At 35.6% G+C, this 18798-nt stretch carries 22 protein-coding genes; 5 read left to right on the top strand and 17 right to left on the bottom strand.

Features of this window, described 5'->3' with window-relative positions; genetic code table 11:
• From AN964_RS15275 to AN964_RS15290, 4 genes are all read right to left on the bottom strand, one after another.
• Window positions 1-894, bottom strand: coding sequence for a 2-dehydropantoate 2-reductase (locus AN964_RS15275; protein ID WP_055740512.1), 894 nt, complete (start codon window positions 892-894; stop codon window positions 1-3).
• A gap of 324 nt (window positions 895-1218) precedes the next feature.
• Entirely contained in the window at window positions 1219-2754 is a 1536-nt protein-coding gene (locus AN964_RS15280; protein ID WP_152982391.1) for an acyl-CoA carboxylase subunit beta, read from the bottom strand.
• 28 nt (window positions 2755-2782) lie between these two features.
• A complete protein-coding gene (locus tag AN964_RS15285) occupies window positions 2783-2995 on the bottom strand; it encodes an acetyl-CoA carboxylase biotin carboxyl carrier protein subunit (protein ID WP_055740514.1) in 213 nt (70 codons plus the stop codon).
• A gap of 18 nt (window positions 2996-3013) precedes the next feature.
• Entirely contained in the window at window positions 3014-4357 is a 1344-nt protein-coding gene (locus tag AN964_RS15290) for an acetyl-CoA carboxylase biotin carboxylase subunit (protein ID WP_055740515.1), read from the bottom strand.
• A 262-nt stretch (window positions 4358-4619) separates the two neighbouring features.
• Here AN964_RS15290 and AN964_RS15295 point away from each other — a divergent pair, with 262 nt between their 5' ends.
• A complete protein-coding gene (locus AN964_RS15295) occupies window positions 4620-5114 on the top strand; it encodes an N-acetyltransferase (RefSeq protein WP_055740516.1) in 495 nt (164 codons plus the stop codon).
• Between the two features lie 41 nt (window positions 5115-5155).
• Here AN964_RS15295 and AN964_RS15300 read toward each other — a convergent pair whose 3' ends face one another.
• From AN964_RS15300 to AN964_RS15310, 3 genes are all read right to left on the bottom strand, one after another.
• Window positions 5156-5695, bottom strand: coding sequence for an RsfA family transcriptional regulator (locus tag AN964_RS15300; protein ID WP_055740517.1), 540 nt, complete (start codon window positions 5693-5695; stop codon window positions 5156-5158).
• A 581-nt stretch (window positions 5696-6276) separates the two neighbouring features.
• Window positions 6277-6450, bottom strand: coding sequence for a 50S ribosomal protein L32 (gene rpmF, locus AN964_RS15305; RefSeq protein WP_055740518.1), 174 nt, complete (start codon window positions 6448-6450; stop codon window positions 6277-6279).
• A gap of 65 nt (window positions 6451-6515) precedes the next feature.
• Window positions 6516-7058: a YceD family protein gene (locus tag AN964_RS15310; protein WP_055740519.1), complete on the bottom strand. Its 543-nt coding sequence runs from the start codon at window positions 7056-7058 to the stop codon at window positions 6516-6518.
• 484 nt (window positions 7059-7542) lie between these two features.
• On the opposite strand from AN964_RS15310, the gene AN964_RS15315 reads away from it, so the two are divergent.
• Complete coding sequence (locus tag AN964_RS15315; protein WP_055740520.1) at window positions 7543-8751, top strand: nucleotidyltransferase; 1209 nt, start codon at window positions 7543-7545, stop codon at window positions 8749-8751.
• A 20-nt stretch (window positions 8752-8771) separates the two neighbouring features.
• On the opposite strand, the gene AN964_RS15320 is transcribed toward AN964_RS15315, so the two are convergent.
• Both AN964_RS15320 and AN964_RS15325 read right to left on the bottom strand, forming a co-directional pair.
• Complete coding sequence (locus AN964_RS15320; protein WP_280513064.1) at window positions 8772-9824, bottom strand: SepM family pheromone-processing serine protease; 1053 nt, start codon at window positions 9822-9824, stop codon at window positions 8772-8774.
• A 1-nt stretch (window position 9825) separates the two neighbouring features.
• A complete protein-coding gene (locus tag AN964_RS15325; RefSeq protein ID WP_055740521.1) occupies window positions 9826-10611 on the bottom strand; it encodes a patatin-like phospholipase family protein in 786 nt (261 codons plus the stop codon).
• Window positions 10612-10956: 345 nt separating this feature from the next.
• Between AN964_RS15325 and ylbJ the strand changes: the two genes are divergently transcribed.
• A complete protein-coding gene (ylbJ, locus tag AN964_RS15330; RefSeq protein WP_055740522.1) occupies window positions 10957-12171 on the top strand; it encodes a sporulation integral membrane protein YlbJ in 1215 nt (404 codons plus the stop codon).
• Window positions 12172-12197: 26 nt separating this feature from the next.
• On the opposite strand, the gene coaD is transcribed toward ylbJ, so the two are convergent.
• The 3 genes from coaD to AN964_RS15345 all read right to left on the bottom strand — a co-directional run bounded on the left by coaD (window position 12198) and on the right by AN964_RS15345 (window position 15021).
• On the bottom strand, window positions 12198-12686 hold the full coding sequence (gene coaD / locus AN964_RS15335; protein WP_055740523.1) for a pantetheine-phosphate adenylyltransferase: 489 nt from the start codon (window positions 12684-12686) through the stop codon (window positions 12198-12200).
• A complete protein-coding gene (rsmD, locus tag AN964_RS15340; RefSeq protein WP_055740524.1) occupies window positions 12683-13258 on the bottom strand; it encodes a 16S rRNA (guanine(966)-N(2))-methyltransferase RsmD in 576 nt (191 codons plus the stop codon). The genes coaD and rsmD overlap by 4 nt, the downstream gene beginning before the upstream one ends.
• Window positions 13259-13602: 344 nt before the next feature.
• Entirely contained in the window at window positions 13603-15021 is a 1419-nt protein-coding gene (locus AN964_RS15345; RefSeq protein ID WP_055740525.1) for a hypothetical protein, read from the bottom strand.
• Between the two features lie 122 nt (window positions 15022-15143).
• Between AN964_RS15345 and AN964_RS15350 the strand changes: the two genes are divergently transcribed.
• Complete coding sequence (locus AN964_RS15350) at window positions 15144-15533, top strand: DUF7147 family protein (protein WP_055740526.1); 390 nt, start codon at window positions 15144-15146, stop codon at window positions 15531-15533.
• A 31-nt stretch (window positions 15534-15564) separates the two neighbouring features.
• Here AN964_RS15350 and AN964_RS15355 read toward each other — a convergent pair whose 3' ends face one another.
• From AN964_RS15355 to AN964_RS15375, 5 genes are all read right to left on the bottom strand, one after another.
• Window positions 15565-15840 (bottom strand): YlbG family protein, encoded by a 276-nt coding sequence (locus tag AN964_RS15355; RefSeq protein ID WP_055740527.1) that lies wholly within the window; start codon window positions 15838-15840, stop codon window positions 15565-15567.
• Between the two features lie 261 nt (window positions 15841-16101).
• The gene (locus AN964_RS15360; protein ID WP_055740528.1) at window positions 16102-16548 is read right to left on the bottom strand and encodes a YlbF/YmcA family competence regulator; all 447 of its coding nucleotides are present in this window, start codon (window positions 16546-16548) and stop codon (window positions 16102-16104) included.
• A gap of 153 nt (window positions 16549-16701) precedes the next feature.
• A complete protein-coding gene (locus tag AN964_RS15365) occupies window positions 16702-17088 on the bottom strand; it encodes a hypothetical protein (RefSeq protein ID WP_055740529.1) in 387 nt (128 codons plus the stop codon).
• 225 nt (window positions 17089-17313) lie between these two features.
• Window positions 17314-17553, bottom strand: a complete 240-nt coding sequence (locus tag AN964_RS15370) for a YlbE-like family protein (RefSeq protein WP_055740530.1) — start codon at window positions 17551-17553, stop codon at window positions 17314-17316.
• Between the two features lie 15 nt (window positions 17554-17568).
• On the bottom strand, window positions 17569-18000 hold the full coding sequence (locus AN964_RS15375) for a YlbD family protein (protein WP_055740531.1): 432 nt from the start codon (window positions 17998-18000) through the stop codon (window positions 17569-17571).
• 140 nt (window positions 18001-18140) lie between these two features.
• Between AN964_RS15375 and AN964_RS15380 the strand changes: the two genes are divergently transcribed.
• Complete coding sequence (locus AN964_RS15380; protein ID WP_055740532.1) at window positions 18141-18626, top strand: PaaI family thioesterase; 486 nt, start codon at window positions 18141-18143, stop codon at window positions 18624-18626.
• Window positions 18627-18798 lie beyond the last annotated feature (172 nt).

Raw genomic sequence — 18798 nt, forward strand, 5'->3', positions numbered from 1 at the left:
CTATTCTCCGCTTCCTCCTTCCATTCCCTTCACCATTTGAAACAATGTACGTGTAATTGGCACTTGGATTTTTTCTGATTTTGCCCTACCTATGATATAGCCTAGAATGGCATCAATTTCGGTTTGTCGATTATGTAGAATATCATTTAGCATGGAAGACTTATTTTCACTAGTATTTCGGCAAACTTTCATTATTTCATTGAAAACTAATTGCTTGTCCATAAAAGAAAAAACGGAATGTAGCTCATAGAAATATTCTTTTAATAAAGTATAAAAGTAGGAGTTTGTTATAAGCTGTCCATTTTGTACTTTTAGAACGGCTGTTAAAGGATTAATAATCGCATTAATCATCAGCTTTTTAACCAACACTTCCTCCCAATGAAGATGATAGGAAAACGGAAAAGACGGTATTTCCTCAGAAACTAGCGATTCTGCATTTGAATATTCCCCTCTAAATAAGGCAAAATTGGTTTGTCCAATTCCATTATGCTTAACTGTATTTTCATTTATTTTTAAAGCGCCATGCTCTACCGATCCTACTAATATCGTTTCGCTATTCAGTTCTTGCAACATTTCAATATGTCCCATTCCATTTTGCAAAAATAATAATGGAATATTGCGTTTTAAGCTATTCAAAATCGGTTTGATACCGGAAAGATGATATTGTTTGACGGCTACAATGACTAAATCCATGTCGCCTAAGGTATCCCCAAGTACATGTGTATTTACAGCAGTTGTGAAGTTTACATCTTCTTTGACAACAGTAATTCCTTCTGTTGCAAGATGATATGATTGCTCCTTATTTCTAACCATCATCGTAATCGTATTTTTCTTCCCTAAATATCCGCCAAATAAAAGTCCAATGGATCCCGCACCGATAATCGCAATTTTCATTCAAATCCCTCAATTTACTACATTTTTATACTATTGTAACAAATTATAATAATAGTGTGAAAAAAAGAAATGCAAGTATAAAAAATTATCGGACACTGAATCCGTTATTTTCAAAAAATAGCTTTCATTGAAGGGTAAGCCAGACAGAGGATCCGTTATTTAGGAAAAAACACCACGAAATCACTGTTTTTTACCAAATAAGGGACCCTCTGTCCGCCAAACTCAGTAATTAACTCATTTTGTCACACATAGCGGAACCAGTGTCCGTTAAAGACAAACAAAAGACCAAATCATAGACTTGGTCTTTTAATTTCCATGCTTACATTACACAGGATATACCGGGTGTTTACGTGTACTAAAGGTTAATTCTTTTGTTTCATAGAGATGGAATCGATTAATCAATACTTTTCTCAAATCATTCGGAGCAACAATTTCATCAACAATCAATTCAGAGGCAAGCTTATAAATATCAATCGTTTCCTGATATTCCTTCTGCTTTTCTTGAACATAAGCTATTCTCTCTTTAGGGTCTTCGATTGCCTGAATTTTATTAGAGTAGACTGCATTAACAGCAGCCTCTGGTCCCATAACAGCTATTTGTGCAGTCGGCAAGGCAATACAGCAATCTGGTTCAAATGCCGGACCAGCCATAGCGTAAAGTCCTGCACCATATGCTTTCCGAACAATAACGGAAATTTTCGGAACGGTTGCAGAGCTCATTGCTGCAATTAATTTCGCACCGTGGCGAATAATCCCCGCTCTTTCCACCTTTGTACCAATCATAAATCCCGGAACATCCGCTAAAAACAACAGAGGTATATGGAAGGCATCACACAGCTGGATAAACTTAGCCGCTTTATCCGCAGAATCTACAAAAAGAACCCCGCCCTTCACTTTAGGCTGATTTGCAATGATCCCTACCGCTCTTCCACCGATTCGTGCTAACCCTGTAATTAGCTCTGGTGCGAATAACTTTTTAATTTCGAAAAAGCTACCTTCATCAATCAGTGAATCGATGCATTCATACATATCAAACGGAGCATTTTGGTGTTTCGGAATAATTTCTTCTACACTTCTGCCAGTCTTAGGCTGGACGGCTTCCACCAAACCTGGCTTCACAGTATAATTCTTAGGAAAGTATCCTAAGTACTTGCGTGCTGCATCAATTGCTTCCTCTTCTGATTGTACCAGCATATCTCCACAACCACTGACAGAACAATGCATTCTCGCACCGCCCATCTCCTCCAGTGATACCTTTTCCCCAATAACCTTTTCCGCCATCCTCGGAGATCCTAGATACATCGATGCATTTTTATCTACCATAATGACAATGTCGCAAAATGCTGGAATGTAGGCACCACCCGCGGCGGAAGGTCCGAACAATAAACATATTTGAGGTATCATTCCGGATAATTTTACTTGATTGTAAAAAATTCTCCCTGCACCTCGTCGGTTCGGAAACATTTCTAATTGATCGGTAATGCGCGCACCAGCGGAATCAACTAAGTACAATAGCGGGACTTTTAACTTTTCTGCTGTTTCTTGAATACGAATGATTTTCTCAACTGTTCTGGCTCCCCACGATCCTGCCTTTACTGTTGAATCATTTGCCATTACACATACCGTTTGACCATTAATGGCCCCAATTGCTGTTACAACCCCATCTGCTGGTAAATCTTCCGCTTGGCAATTTGCAAAGAGACCGTCCTCTTCGTATTCACCATTATCAAACAATCTTACTAGTCGATCCCTTACAAAAAGCTTATTTTGGCTCTTTAACTTTTCATGATATTTTTCAGGACCGCCTGCACTAATCTTTTCCTTCCATGCTGACAATGAATAATCTGCAGTTTTCGTCATCGTTTCCATCTCCCCTCAACCATCATGCTTATTCTAATGTTAGTAATACGTCTCCTTCATTTACAAAATCCCCAATGCTTACCTTTACCTCAGATACTTTACCAGCAACTTCAGCATCCATCGGAATCTCCATTTTCATGGATTCCAGCATAATGACTGTTTGACCTTCCGTAACATCATCACCGTTGTTTACAAATATATTTAAAACTGTACCTGCCATTGATGCATAAACTTCCTTCATGTCTTTTTCCTCCAATTTTTAATGATTAATAGATTTTAATTTATCGCTGATGTTAGTAAAATAATACCCATTTTGAAACACTTCACTATTTAATACTTCCTGTATAAAAGGAATATTTGTTTTAATGCCTTCAATTTTTGTTTCCCGTAAAAACCTTTGTGCTTTTTGTATGCAATCTTCTCTTGTTTCGGAATAGATAATACACTTAGCAATCATCGGATCATAAAACGGTGTTATCTTTAATCCTTCGGCATATCCCCCGTCAATTCTAACTCCATCCTCAATTCCCCATAAAAGAGTTGTCATCGTACCAGGTGAAGGATAAAATGTTTTAGGATCTTCCGCATAAATTCTCAATTCGATTGCGTGGCCGTTATGCATTATTTCATTTTGTGTTAATGGAAGCTTTTCACCACGTGCAACGTCAATTTGCCACTTCACTAAATCAAGGTTTGTAACCATTTCCGTTACAGGGTGCTCTACTTGCAGGCGTGTATTCATTTCTAAAAAGTAGAAGTTTTCTTCCTCATCTACAATAAACTCTACTGTACCCGCATTTTCATAATGAACAGCCTTAGCTGCTTTTATCGCCGCTTCATACATTTTTGCCTTTGTTTCGTTTGAAACTTTAGGGGATCCTGCTTCTTCGATTACCTTTTGATTTCTACGCTGGACGGAACAGTTTCGTTCAAATAAGTGAATTACTTGGCCATGCTGATCCGCGAAGATTTGAACCTCAATATGGCGTGCGTTGTCGATGCATTTTTCGATAAATACTCCATCTGATCCGAAGTAAGCCTTTGCGCGATTTTTAGTGGATTCGAAATGTTGATTGAGCGCTTGCTCATTTTCACAGCGAATCATTCCAATTCCGCCACCACCACCGCTTGCTTTAAGCATAACAGGATAACCAATACTAGCAGCAAAAGCTATAGCTTCCTCCATATTCTGCAATCCATTCACACTGCCTGGAACAACAGGAACACCCGCTGCAATCATTATTTTTCGTGCACTTATTTTATCGCCCATTTCTTCAACTGTCTTAGGGTTTGGACCAATAAACTTTATTCCGTTATCCCTTACTTTTTGTGCAAATACACTGTTTTCGGATAGTAATCCATAACCGGGATGTATTCCCTGAACTCCTTCCTTTAAAGCGATATCGATAATTAAATCCATGTTTAAGTAGGATTTATTTACCTGCGGCGCCCCAATACAGAATGCCTTATCTGCTTCCTTCACATATGGAAGGTCAGTATCCGCATCCGAATATATCGCTACTGTTTCAATCCCCATTTGCTTACAAGTTCTTATTATGCGAGATGCAATTTCTCCGCGATTTGCTATTAAAATCTTATTCATAGCAAAACCCCTTTCAATAAATCTCATTGTACTTCTGTAACGGAATGAAGTGCTTTTCATTTTGTTTTAAAACCAACAAAATAACATCACATGTATAAATTTCTACAAAAAATTATTTTTTCCTTCCTTTTTTGCAAACGCTTTCTAAACTTAAAACGGAAAAATTTCATCTTTTAGTATATAATTAATATATAATATACATAAATACAAACATTACATTATTCTTCTGATTAACCATTGTAATTGCAGCCGTTTAACATTAATGACAAAGGAGGAAGAAGCCGTGAAAATAGAAAGATTAAAAGTTAACTATAAAACACTAGAAGAATTTAAAAAATTTAAAGAGTATGGTATCCAAGAATTATCTATGCTTGAAGACCTCCAAGAAAACATTATAGAAGATAACTCGGAATCACCATTCTATGGAATTTATTTTGCTGACAAACTTGTTGCCCGCATGAGTCTTTATCAAAAAGATGCAAAATATGATCTTTATTTTAACCCACAGCAAACATATTTTGAATTATGGAAATTAGAAGTATTGCCAAACTATCAATTTAAAGGCTTTGGCAAAGCGCTTGTTGACTTTGCTAAAAGCTTCGGGCTTCCAATTAAGACGAATTCGAGAATGAAATCAAAGGAATTTTGGGAAAAGATGGGTTTCCAAACTGTAGACTATGATATGAATAGAGACTTAGGACAAAATCCTTTAGTATGGTGTCCTGAAGGTGTGAGCCTACAAAAAACAAACAGCTAATCAGCTGTTTGTTTTTTGTAGGGACTCATCATTGTTCACCGTTATTTGAGCGCCATCTGTCTAGCCTTTTCCATAATTGCTAGCATAGAGGAGTAATCCCTTTCCAACTCACTGTACTCTTTCTTCTGATCTTCATACATTTGCTGCAATTGGTCCATTTTACTATGAAGTTCCTTTAACTCATTACTTAAGCTTTCTTTATCCCTTTGAGCCTGATCATAAGATACTTGTAAATTTTCTAGATATTTAATTACATCATTTAACGTTAAATTAGACACAAAATCCAATTTTGTATTATCCACTTCAACGCGAGGTATTTGTGCTGGCTCTTCATGGTGATCACTTGATTTGCTCTTTCTTTCTTTTCTTTGTTTCTTTGCTAATTCTATACCGGATTTATATTGTTTTCGGACATATGAGTTCCATCGAAAGCCACAAGCCGCAGCGGTGCGATTCATTTGCTTTCCAACTTCTTCAAACGCCTGTAGTTGTGTACTTCCTTCACGAATATGTCTTAAGACCACCTCTGCTAATAATAAATCTTCATCATGTGACCAAGCATCCTGTCGAGTAGAAGACACCTAATCCCCTCCCAGCTTTTTTTATTATCGCTTTAACTGTCAAATAGGAAATAAAACAACTTATTGGCACTATTACTTAACCCCTACTATTTCCTTTATTAGACAGTATTGCTAATGACATATACTCCCCAAAGTAGGTTTGGATTTTCTACATTCATTGAATCATTAAGAGGCAACTTGAAAATGACATGCATTATACTACTACTATAGGAAGATTTCTTAATTCATAATATGCAACTGATAGAAAAGATAGACTATTCTTGAGTTCACATTTTAAGAATAAAATTTTCAAACATTTCAATCCTAATTTACTAGTCATGAACTAATGTACATGGCGCTTGCTCAAAGGCGAACTAATGAGTGAAATTTGAAGTGCTAATTTCATCTGATGCAGGGAAGAGAAGTAGTAATCCGCTTATCCTATGGGTGCAGAAAACGAAGAGGTATCCACAATGTGAAATGTTATAAATTCCTAAGCAACAAAAAAAAAGGTGAAGAGCCATGGTCTCTTCACCTTTTTTTCGTAATATTTTACAACTGAAAGATTCTGATATAACTTTCAGCGAAAAACATGACAATAATTAGTTGTTTACTACATCCTTGCCTTTATATGTTCCACACGCTTTACATACGCGGTGAGCAAGTTTCATTTCACCACAACTTGGACATTCAACCATGCCAGGTACTTGTAATTTAAAGTGTGTACGGCGTTTTCTTTTTGCTGTTTTGGATGTTCTTCTAAAAGGTACAGCCATTCTTCCCACCTCCTTAAAGAGATCACTGTTGATATAAGATCCAGTAATGCTGGTTCTTCCATTTTTCAAGATTCTTCTTTATCAAAGAATTTCGCTAATTCGGCAAGACGAGGATCAATCTTCTCATGTTCCTTGCCTTCAATAGGTTTGTCTTGGTTTTCTATCACTACTTCCCAGTCATTCCCGGAAGGAAGATTAGAATCATCACTTGCTTCCTCACTAAATACTTGCATGGGAATTTCCAATAGAAGTAATTCGGTGATAATCGGTTTCAAATCAATCATTTCACCGCTAGGCTGGTGAACTTCAGCCTCATCATCTTCAAATGTTTGTTCAGGCTTCAGTAAAAAAACTTCAGTAGATTCAACATCGATTGGATATGGAACATCTTTTAGTGTCCTTGAACAAGGCAAGATCAGAGTTCCCGTTATATGAAGCTGAAAAGTTACTTTTTCAGATGTAACATTCGCAATACCTGTAACATGTATCGGAGAAGCGTTACGAACCTGTGGATCCCTTTTCATGAGATCCTCGGAAACATCTATCATTTCATCTAATTCGATGTTCTTGCCGCGATATTTTTGCAACTGAATTGTAGACCATTTCACGTAAATCACCCCAAGGCAACAAAGGTAATTATAGCTTTCCTCATACCTTTTGTCAATATTTTATCTTTACAAAATCAAAAGCGCCTTGCCCATCGGCGTATGGATTTCTTAGTCACTCACCTCGAGCTAAAGGAAACTGTGCTGAGGTAGTTCACGAGCTATTGAAAATTGAACTACCATTTTCACCTGATATTGACTTATCGTAAGTAAGAGACAGAGAAATCCACTAGCAGATAGGCGCTGTAGCTAGACGGAAAACTTCAAATAATTCGTTTGTTCATACTTGAAATTTTATGTAAGATCTATCCATAGTATTGTATACTGTTTTGCAGAAAATGCAAACACATGCCATAAAAAGCAAATTATTTAAAGTTTTTGTCAAGACTAATGATAAAATAAAATTAACTTTAATATATACCAATATTTCATTCACACTAACCATCTATAAGAAAACAATCTTTACACTATAAGCATGGAGGAATTTATGAAAAGCACGGGAATTATCGTTGAATACAATCCATTTCACAACGGGCATTTATATCATTTTACCCAATCGAAGGAAACTTCAAATGCAGATATTGTAATTGCGGTAATGAGCGGAAACTTTTTGCAGCGAGGAGAGCCTGCCATTGTTTCCAAATGGGCAAGAACAAAAATGGCTTTGCTATCAGGGATTGATCTGGTTGTTGAACTTCCCTATAAGTTTGCTGTTCAACAAGCGGAAATCTTTGCATTGGGCTCTGTATATCTTTTAAACGCCCTAGGCTGCCAAAGCTTTTGTTTTGGAAGTGAGTCTGGTGAGATTGATACATTTTCAAGAACTATTGACATCTTAGAAATAAATAAAAAGCAGTATAATGACAATATAAAAAAATATATGCAAGCCGGAAATAGCTACCCTTCTGCATTATCTAAAAGCTTCCAAGACTTAGGACTTGGTGCGAAGTATCTAGATCTTTCCAAACCAAACAATATACTAGGATATCAATATGTTAAAGCTCGTAACAATATACATTCAAAGATGGAAGCCTTAACTATTTCCAGAAAAAACGCAAATTACCATGATGAAGAGTTTTCATCGTCGACGATTGCAAGTGCTACCGCTATTCGAAAAGCTATATTCGATGATAATGATACAACAAAGATTCAACAATATATACCTACAGCAACCTATAACGAGATTTCCCATTACCAAGAAACTTTTGGAATCCTCCATCAATGGGAACTGTACTGGCCATATTTACAATTCAAGCTGCTTACATTAACACATGAAGAAATTGCAGAATTTTATGAAGTGGAAGAAGGGATCGAATACCGGCTATTAAAAGCTGCCGAGAAATCAGTAAGCTTCTATGATTTTATGAATAATGTGAAAACAAAAAGATACACATGGACGAGAATTCAAAGGATGTGTGTACATATATTAACGAACACCAAAAAGACGGATATGAAAAATGAATGTAAATATCCGGAATATATTCGCCTTCTTGGGATGACCGAAAATGGAAGAATCTATTTAAACGAAAATAAGAAAAATATATCCCTGCCTATTATTTCGAAGCTCTCTTCTTTCCAAAATGAGGCATTACAATTAGATATCAAGGCATCCAAGGTTTATGCCCTAGCCTTAAAAGAGCCTGCAAGGCAGCATCTTCTGAAAATGGAATTTTCTCAACCACCGATACAGGTATGAAAAAACAGGTGATCACGTTTTCACCTGTTTTTTTGCGGCAGCTTTTGCAGATAAGTTAAGGCGTCATCAAAAGATTTTACCGGCACAATTTTCATTTTTGTTCCAATATCTTTAGCTGCGAGTAATGCTTCTTGATAATTCGTTTTTATATTTGGCATAGCTTTTTTCATTTCTGGGGTTATTTCATCATCTGGAGCAAAGAAAATATCTGCTTTTTCCTTGTCAGCCGCAACTACCTTTTTATCAATTCCGCCAATTCTCCCAACTTTGCCGTCAGGATCAATGGTACCAGTACCTGCAATGCTGTATCCTCTTGTAATATCCTGCTTCGTTAATTGATTATAAATCTCCAAGCTAAACATTAATCCAGCAGATGGACCTCCAATACTATCTGTCTTGAGAGTTACTTTCGGTTTTGATATTAGCTCTCTGTCATCCACTAAGCCGATGCCCATCCCTACCTTTCCACCACTAGCCTTAAAGGTAGCTAATCTAATTCTCCCCGTTTTTTCTTCGTTATTTCGAACATAACCAACTTGAACCACATCTCCAACGCGTTTCTTTGCAATATATTGAATAAACTGGTCGGAGGATGAAAAGGTATGATTGTCTACTTTAACTATTCTATCTCCAGGTTGGAACACTTTTGCGGCAGGCATTTTTGGGTAAACATCTAAAACATATACCCCCTTGTATACAAAGTGATACGGTTTATTTGCCTTTTTATATGCAATTTGAATAGCATTATGTTTGGAGCTTTCCATCAAATACAGTTGATACACATTATATTCTTCATCCGTTTGATTCTGATCCTTTACTTCATCGACTGGAACAATGTCATCATATTTTTTTACCTTTGCTAAAAGATAATTGTAAATGTTTGCTTTACCTAATTGGACAGTGGTTAACATCAATTTTCCTTTTTCAGGATAACCTCCCTGGACCTGTACAATAGAGTCTAGTTCATGTGCCATACCTGGTTTCTCGATATAAAATGGCAACCGAAAAAAGGATAAAGCAAGTAATAAGATAACCATGAACAAGGTAACTGGATACCATAGCTTACGTCTCACTTTAGTTTCTCTCCTTCCACTGTTCCAACACTTTCATAATCTCTGGCATTTTCTTTGTTGTTTCCTCTTCCCCTATCTTAATAATTTCTCCTGTATTTGTAAAAGCTGTGGAGCTATATTGGGAAACATCCGGCTGGATTAATATGTCGGAACCCAGCTGCTTGTTATTAATCGCCTCCATATGTAATATATCAATACTTTTCATTATCACATCATAAATATTAGTAATCTCCGTTTCCTTTTTACTGAAGGTAACATCAACTCCAATAACAATATCTGCGCCCATTTTCCTCACAATAGAGACAGGGACACGGTCTATTACTCCACCATCTACTAATATTTTTCCATTTTCTTTAACAGGAACAAAAATACCAGGGATAGATATGCTTGCCCTGACAGCATCTGCAATTGATCCACTAATAAAAATTACCTCTTCCCCTTTCACAAGATCAGTAGCAATAACGGCTACTGGAATCTTTAAATCCTCTAAATTTTTACCGTGTGTAAATAATTTGATGAATTCTTTTATCCGATTTCCACTGATAAAGCCCATTTTTGGCACAGTAAAATCCATATAAAATTTTCTTTTAAAAGCAAGGGAAAGTTTAATTAAATGATTGATATTATGCCCCATACTATAAAAAGAGGCAACGAGTGCTCCCATACTACTCCCCGCTATATAATCAATCTGGATGTTATTCTCCTCCAAAATTTTCAAAACACCTAAGTGAGCAAACCCCCTTGCTCCTCCCGAACCTAATGCCAAACCAATTTTCGGTTTGTCCATTTTTTATTCCCCTTTCAAGTAGAAGAACTGCTGAAACTCAAAAATTGAATTTCGAACTTAATATATAATATGGTCTAAAATATTTAACTATGAGTATATTGATTTATATGGGGACAAGTAATAAGAAAAGCGGAAGCGCCTCAGCAACAAGCGCAAGGATTTTATAGTCTTCGACATTTGATTTAGGAAACACGGCGAGGGACGAGTCGATGCTCCTACTAGCAGGGAGGAGACAGTGAAATATGCTATCTGATAGGCGCTGAGCTAGAAACTTATACTTTTAAAAATGCAACGGTGTTATATAAAAGATGGAAATATAAGAAATTTATTTGGGAGGGACAAAGGTTGTTTAAGTCAAGATTAAAAACCGTCTTTTTAGCTTCAAGTGCAACATTAATGGCTATATCCATGATTGTTCTTCCGAAGGTAACATCTGAAGCATCGGTTGACGGATTGAATATTTGGTGGGGAGTTGTATTTCCTTCCCTTTTTCCCTTTTTCGTTATTTCCGAATTATTAATAGGCTTTGGAGTAGTCAACTTTATTGGGGTAATTCTTGAACCATTAATGCGCCCTTTATTTCGGGTACCAGGAGTCGGAGGATTCGCACTTGCAATGGGAATGGCTTCGGGAAACCCAGCAGGTGCAAAAATCACTGCAAGGCTTCGCCAGGAAAAACAATTATCCCAGATCGAAGCAGAGAGACTTGTTTCCTTTACAAATTATTCAAGTCCATTGTTTATTTTTGTGGCAGTTTCAGTGGGTTTTTTCCACAACAAAGACTTAGGGATTATTTTTGCAATAGCTCATTATGCCGGTAATATTATTGTTGGATTAATTATGAGATTTTATGGGTATTCTCGTGAAGAAAAGGTAAAAAACGAAAAGAAAAAGATTCCAATAATGGATGCCTTAAGAGCCTTACATAAAACACGTATGGAAGATAAACGGCCAATCGGCAAACTGTTAGGGGATGCCGTTAATTCCTCTATTCAGACTTTATTAATGATCGGCGGATTTATTATTCTTTTCTCGGTAATAAATCGGCTATTATTTCATCTTCATATTACATCTTTCTTGGCAAGTATTATCGGAAACCTACTATTATCGATTCATTTCCCAACTTCATTGAGTATCCCATATATTGCCGGATTGTTTGAAATTACGTTAGGAAGCAAATTATTAAGTGAGGTTGTCCATTCAACACTTTTACAGCAAGTAGTCATTACAAGCTTTATTCTTGGATTTAGCGGCTTTAGTATTCAAGCACAAGTGGCAAGTATACTTGCTCAGACAGACATCCGATTTAAACCATTTTTTATTGCGAGAATCATGCATGGATTTATTGCAGCAACCATCACTTATTTTATTTGGAAGCCAATCTATTTAAGGTTCTTTCATCCGGAAAAGCAAACAAATCTTCCAGTATTTTTAAACGTCTTAAAACATCATCATTTAGAGGGCATATATCGTTGGGGAATACATTATGGACCGCTTATCACGATAGGTGCTCTGTTATTGTATATAATTCTGTATTATAAAAGGAGTTTCAATAAATAGAAGAAATGCTGCACGATGTGCAGCATTTACTTGCGATATTGATATTTCAAATGCAGAGCATCCTCCACCGCTTTTGGAACTAAGTCCGATATACGGCCGTTATATTTTGCTGCTTCCTTAACAATACTGGAACTGAGGAATGAATACTGATTATTGGTCATGATGAAAAAGGTTTCAATTTTCTCATTGAGTACTCTGTTCATAGAGGTAATCTGCATTTCATATTCAAAATCGGATACGGCTCTTAAGCCACGAATTATGGCATTTGCTTTGACACTTGAAGCATAGTCCACAAGTAAGCCTTGAAATGAATCGACAATGACATTTGGAATACTTTCTGTCACTTCTTGTATTAAGTGTTTTCTTTCTTCCACAGAAAAAAGCGGGTTTTTGGATGAATTATTTAAGATAACTACATAAACTTTATCAAAAACCCTGGCTCCTCTCTTAATGATATCTAAATGCCCATTTGTGATAGGGTCAAAACTGCCTGGACAAACTGCAATGCTTGTCATTCTAATTCCTCTCCCTTATATGTATCTAATTGAAATATAGAAAGTCCAATAATCCCATATTTCGCTGTTTTAACTGAAATAAAATCTCCAATGGAATTTGGCAATTCTAAATCAGAACTATGTTCACATACGATGGAACCGTTTTCACTCAGCATTTTAGCATCACTGATCATTTGTAGCAAATCAACCAGCTTTTGTTTCTTATATGGGGGATCCAAGAAAATAACATCAAACGATATTTGCCTCTTTATCAATGCCTTTAACGCACGCTCAGAATCGTTCCTGAAAATTTCGCTTTGCTCCTCGAAACCGCATAGTTTAATATTTGATTTTACTGTTTGAAAGGCCTGTATATCACGGTCGACAAAAATGACCTTGTCCAGCCCTCTGCTCATTGCCTCTATCCCTAATCCACCGCTACCCGCAAATAAATCTAACCCAATTCCGCCAGAAAAATAAGGACCTATCATATTAAATATTGCTTCTTTTACTTTGTCTGTTGTCGGTCTTGTCTGGTTGCCAGGGACGGATTTTAAACTTTTCCCTTTACAGCTTCCTGAGATAACCCTCATTTTATTCACCACAATATATTTTTTAATATTTTTTCCTTACTATCCTACCATAATGCGTATAGATGGAAAAGCAAAAAATGGGATAGGCAATTATGGCTTTAAAATGCATTGTCATCCTTGATTAACATACCCAAAGCTTTAGTTGCACACGACTGGATAAGTTAATGTATAAATTTACCGCCATTGGTCATACTTTTATTAGCGACATCATTTTAGATGTTGTTGCCAACCGCGGAGAAGACTTACGTTTCCCCATAAGTTCTTCCTCCGGTTTCTCCTCTCCCTTTGCCTTCTGTCCTTTACATAGGATATAGAAGGACCCTGCAGGATTCCTGCAGGGTTTTTTAATTCGGTACATTAGATAACACAATCTCTTTATCATGGATATCTATAGATACATTAAATAGCTGTTTTAACCAATTTTCCTCCATATAGTATTGATGATGGAGCTCCATTATCGGATCCTTAAGTACACCGTATTTTTCATTATTATAATAAAATATATGACTATTCTTAATGAATTGAAATTGCTGATTAGGTTTTTCCACTTCAATAATGGAACCATTTTTTGAGAAATTTATAGTATACCCAAGCGCAAGTATCGTTTTTTCTAGAGGGTATAGTCTTTTTTCATTTTGAAAGATAATTTTTAGATCTTTTATAGGTTGTCCATCTATTTTTACTACATGTGGGTCCAGAAATTGTATAGGTTGGATATGATCAGTTTCATGATTATTCTCCTGAAAGAAATAAGTTCGCAACCCTATTATCTTTTGTAACAGAAAATCTAAATCGTTAGCCTGTATTTTTTCTTTCTTAAGATTGATTACTTCATTCATCCATTTATCAAGTTCATTGTCTTTTAAAGCTTGTGCAAGCTCCCCATACATTTTTTGAGTTTTTTTGCTCCCCAACGGTTTTCTCAGGATCGAGGATGCAATAATATCCCTAAGCCATTTTTCAGTATCTGGAAATTCATTATTTATATACGATTGTACAATCATCGGTTCTAGTTTGGAAACATCCTTACGATTTAACATGATAAGAGAACCAAATTGTCTAGTTGGTTTATCATTTGTGAAATATACTGATATTTGCTGATGGTTTTTTAATCGATATATTTTGTCAAAGTGAAAAACCGGAATGTTAACGGACTTATCATGGTATACCGTAAGCCAATCATTTACTCGCATTTTTAAAAGTTTGTGATTCGTCCAGATTAGTGTAGGAACTTTTCCTGCACCTGCAAAAACATAATAATCAATAAAATCAAGATGTTTAAATGCAATGTTTTTCCCGCCCGAAATCCAGGTTCCGTTTTGAAACTCGCTATCCGATAATTGTATTTTAATTTTATCCATTTTTAACTTTTTGAAATGTATAAACCAATTGTTTAACACAAGGAAGTTGCTATTTTGTTCTACATTTAGCTTATATGTAAATGTCACAGTATTGCTATTCATTTTCAGCTTAGATTTATTTGAATTTACCCATTCACAATTTTCTCCAGAACCTGTGGTACACTTAAAATTATTTATTTTTACTGGGAAAGCCACCTCATAAGTTTGAGGAGCTAAATGGTGAAAAGTTTGTTGAATTGTAAGTTGATTATTTTGATGTTTAATAGAAAAATCCGCATCTACTTTTTTCGATTGTTCTTTGTTTTGTCCCGATGAATAACTTCTCCACTGAAAAAATATTACGCTAGTTATTATGACTGTTAAGATAATAACAGCTAATTTCCAGCTGCTTTTTTTCCGCATTTTCTTACCTCGTTTTTTTCATAAATTGTTTCTTCTCTTTTTTATATTTCAATGATACATTAATAGTAAACTTATTCGCTATACGTATTACAAAGAAAAGTATAAGAAAGTGTGGGAAATACATGATACAACGTTTTATTGAACTTGGGGAAGGATATTCTGATATATATGAATTAATAGAATTGGCCAAGAGTAATGAGCACCGTTTAGCACATCTATTGGCGCTTAATACGACGATTAATGGCAAGGAAGTTACTTCATTAGTGGTCATTCTTCAGCCAACTGATCCTGGGGATTTTCAAGCATTATATATTTGTCGAGAAGGAATCCCAAATCCGAACATTATGGGAAATAAGAGATATGATTTATATCAGGAGGCAGCAGAACAATTAAATAAAAAAATCATTCAATTAGATGTAAAACCATCTACTCTTTTCGCCGAAAAAGAATTATATTATCAGTATTTAATTGGAATTCTAAGAATGAATCATTTTATTAAACCGCTTCAATGAAAAACAACAGGTGATGCAATTCACCTGTTGTTTATATACCGATTTTATAATCGTATTCTTTTGCCTTATCCGGCTTTGAGTTCTCGAATTCTGTTTTTAAAAATGGTTTGTACGATTGCTCCACCTTACGGACAAAACCAAAAGAAGCAAGCTTTTCCTCCAGCATTTCAATCTCAGCACGATCGCAATATAAAACGACATATTTCATTTTTTTAGAAATGAAATGAATGTTGCCGAATCTCCTTAGTGACTTGGCATGCTTTAAATTATTTAACCATATAATTAACCCTTGTCTATCTGAATGCATATCTTAAATCCCCTTATTTTCATTCACATAAGTTTACCATAAAATTTCAAAGACGCGCAAATTTCAAAGTATAAAGAAAAGTTCAAGCGCTTGCTCATCCATTAGGAGTTGGAGCTAGGCAAAGACCAAATTTTTGCAATAAATTTTGTGATACAAAACTTATAAATTCCTTTATCATAAAGAAAATAGGAATACCTAAGTATCCCTATATATAATCTATTTATTTCATAATTGAATCCTTTTCCATCTCCAGACACATGACTACGCTGAACACCCGCAGCTTCCACCAGATCCACAGCCACCAGAGCATGCCGATCCAGAATCAAAGAATGGATTTCCGGTAGGCACTTTAATATGCTCCGAAACGGATTTACCAACAATCACACTAATTTCATCTAACATTTGCTGAAGCTCATTTTCCGCTTGGCGAAATCGTGCCACATTTTCATCTAAATCCATTTCCCTTTTCGCTTCACGAGTTTTTTGATTTATATTCTTATAGTCCGGATGATATCTTCCAAACCTTTGTACATCCTCAAATAAATCCTTCATTCGAACAAACGCACTAATTTTTCTTTGCGTCTCAGGATCGTTTTTCAGCATAAAATATGATTTTCTATATTTTAAAGCGACTTCTGATTGTAAAATCATTTTTGCTAAGCTTTCCGCTTCTGAAATTACTTCTAATCGTTCGATAGTTGCAAGCAAAATGCTCACCTCCAACATCATTTTACCATGTTTTTATCAGGCAAGCGAATTTTATTAAATATATCTGACTCTCGCATTTCATCCCTTCCTGAACAAGTGTAAACATAGGAGATAAGCTATAAATTAACAGTAGTCACTTATAAAACTAACAAATTAAATAGTAATATAGAAATTCTTACTTAGCCCCAAACTTTTATTATTTGGTTTCACTATATCTACTCTTACATAATGAATACCGCTATTTAAGTCCTTTAAAATAAATGCCGCGGTGTTATAATCCCCCTTAAACTCACCGTCAACATAAACTTTGATTTTAGCAGGTTGACCTTTTTTCAATCCAGAAAATGACACATATGGAACAAAGCATTCCACAAATAAATCATTTCCCCTTACAAAATGTCGTATGGTAGCCTCCTTTTTCTCTTGACTCACTATATTTCCTTCAGAAGCTTTAACATTTATCGTCTCGGGTTTCGGTATGTTTTGTCTGCAGCCGCTTAATATAATCAAAGATAATACGATGACTATCATTTTTTTCATCTTCATCACTCCTTGATTTTATCATTCATCAAATCAAGGAATTTTACTCAATATTTTTGAACAAATGCAAAAGCGCATTGCAAATCGGTTTACGGATTTCGGAGCTTTCGACTGAGATAAAGGAAACCATGCTTAGGTAGTTCACGAGTTGATGTTTAAATTATCCCCTGGGTAAAATTATGTTTATTCCTTACAACAAAAAACACATTTATTAAAATGTGCTTTTTAACTTTGAGTATACATTGCTTGAACCATGTTCATCATCATAGAGGCCATTTGGACTCCATTCGTGAATTTTTCCATACGATGAGGAATGGTTCTTTTAAAATAGTGCAAAGATGTGATTTCAAAACGTTCCAATTCTTCTGGATGTCTGCTTAGTCTGCGATACCAAATAGGCTGTTCGCGAATAAATTGTTTTAATTCATTATTAGAATGAATATATTCCATTATTTCTAAACGCATAATAACCCTCCATTTTTAATCTTTTCTGAATGAAAATGGATTTTTTACTTCAGATGTTGTATTTTGATTTTGTGCTCCACCCGAAGATGTACCTTGAAACTGTGCTAAAACCCCTTGAATAGCAGCAATGGCTTGACTTATATTATGAATATGATGATCCATTTGATCCGGGTCCATTTTTTGCAATACATTGCCTATTTGGCTCATCCAGCCTTTTTCCGTATTAGAAGTCTTTTTTTTGTTTGTTTTTGTTTTAGAATTTGATTCTTCGGAATTTTCACTTTGGTGTGTTTCCCAGCGAGGGTCATCTTCCCCTAATAAATACCAATCCTCAAATAATTCCTGCCAAGTATGTTCACCCTTTCTAACTTCCTTAATAAGCCCTGGATGTTCTTTTACAAACGACTTAAATTTTTCTACTGAAGGGTGAAGTTTTTTTGAAGCCATATATTTTCACCTCTAAACCATACGCACGTTATAATACTAAAATATGATAAACACATAGAAAAGGTGAAAAAGTTTTCATACAAGGCTTTTTTTGCTATTATTGGAAGAGTTGAAACTAATGAACAAGAGGGATTAGCAAAATGGAAAAACAAAAAATACAGGAACTATTTGATCAATGTATGGAAGTTGCTACAGAAGATGAACTAAAAGTTATTCATCAGCTTTTATTAGGAGTACAAAGAAAAAAGCAAAAATGGAATGATTCCTATATTGCTGCCATCTTAAATATGGAGAAGTCTCCAGCTGATAATGAATATAAAATAACAATCCCAATCAATTCTTTGACCGAAAATTCCCTTGGTATAGTCCACGGCGGTATAACCACAACTGTTTTGGATACAGTGATGGGGACATTGGCTAATACCTTACTCCCTGATGGGTACGGGGCTGTTACATCGAACTTAACGATTCACTTTATTGCACCTGGAAAAGGAGAAAGAATGGAGACAATTGCTAAGGTTATTCATAAAGGAACAAAAACATTAGTAATGGAAGGCTCTGCATATTGTGAAAACGGAAAAAAAATTGCCCATTGCACTGCAACTTTTTTTATTATTAAAAAATAAGAAATGCGAAAAGACCGCAATTCTGGCGTTCGCAATTAGTAGTCATAGGCGAGAGAAAGAAACACGTCGAGGACGAAGAATGCGCTGGACATAGGTTAAACATGTTTAATAAATATGGCAATAAACTTTCTTTTCTTTTGAAATGGAAAATCCGAGCATAATGCTCGGATTC

The organism is Heyndrickxia shackletonii (assembly GCF_001420715.1).
Lineage (GTDB): Bacteria > Bacillota > Bacilli > Bacillales > Bacillaceae_C > Margalitia > Margalitia shackletonii.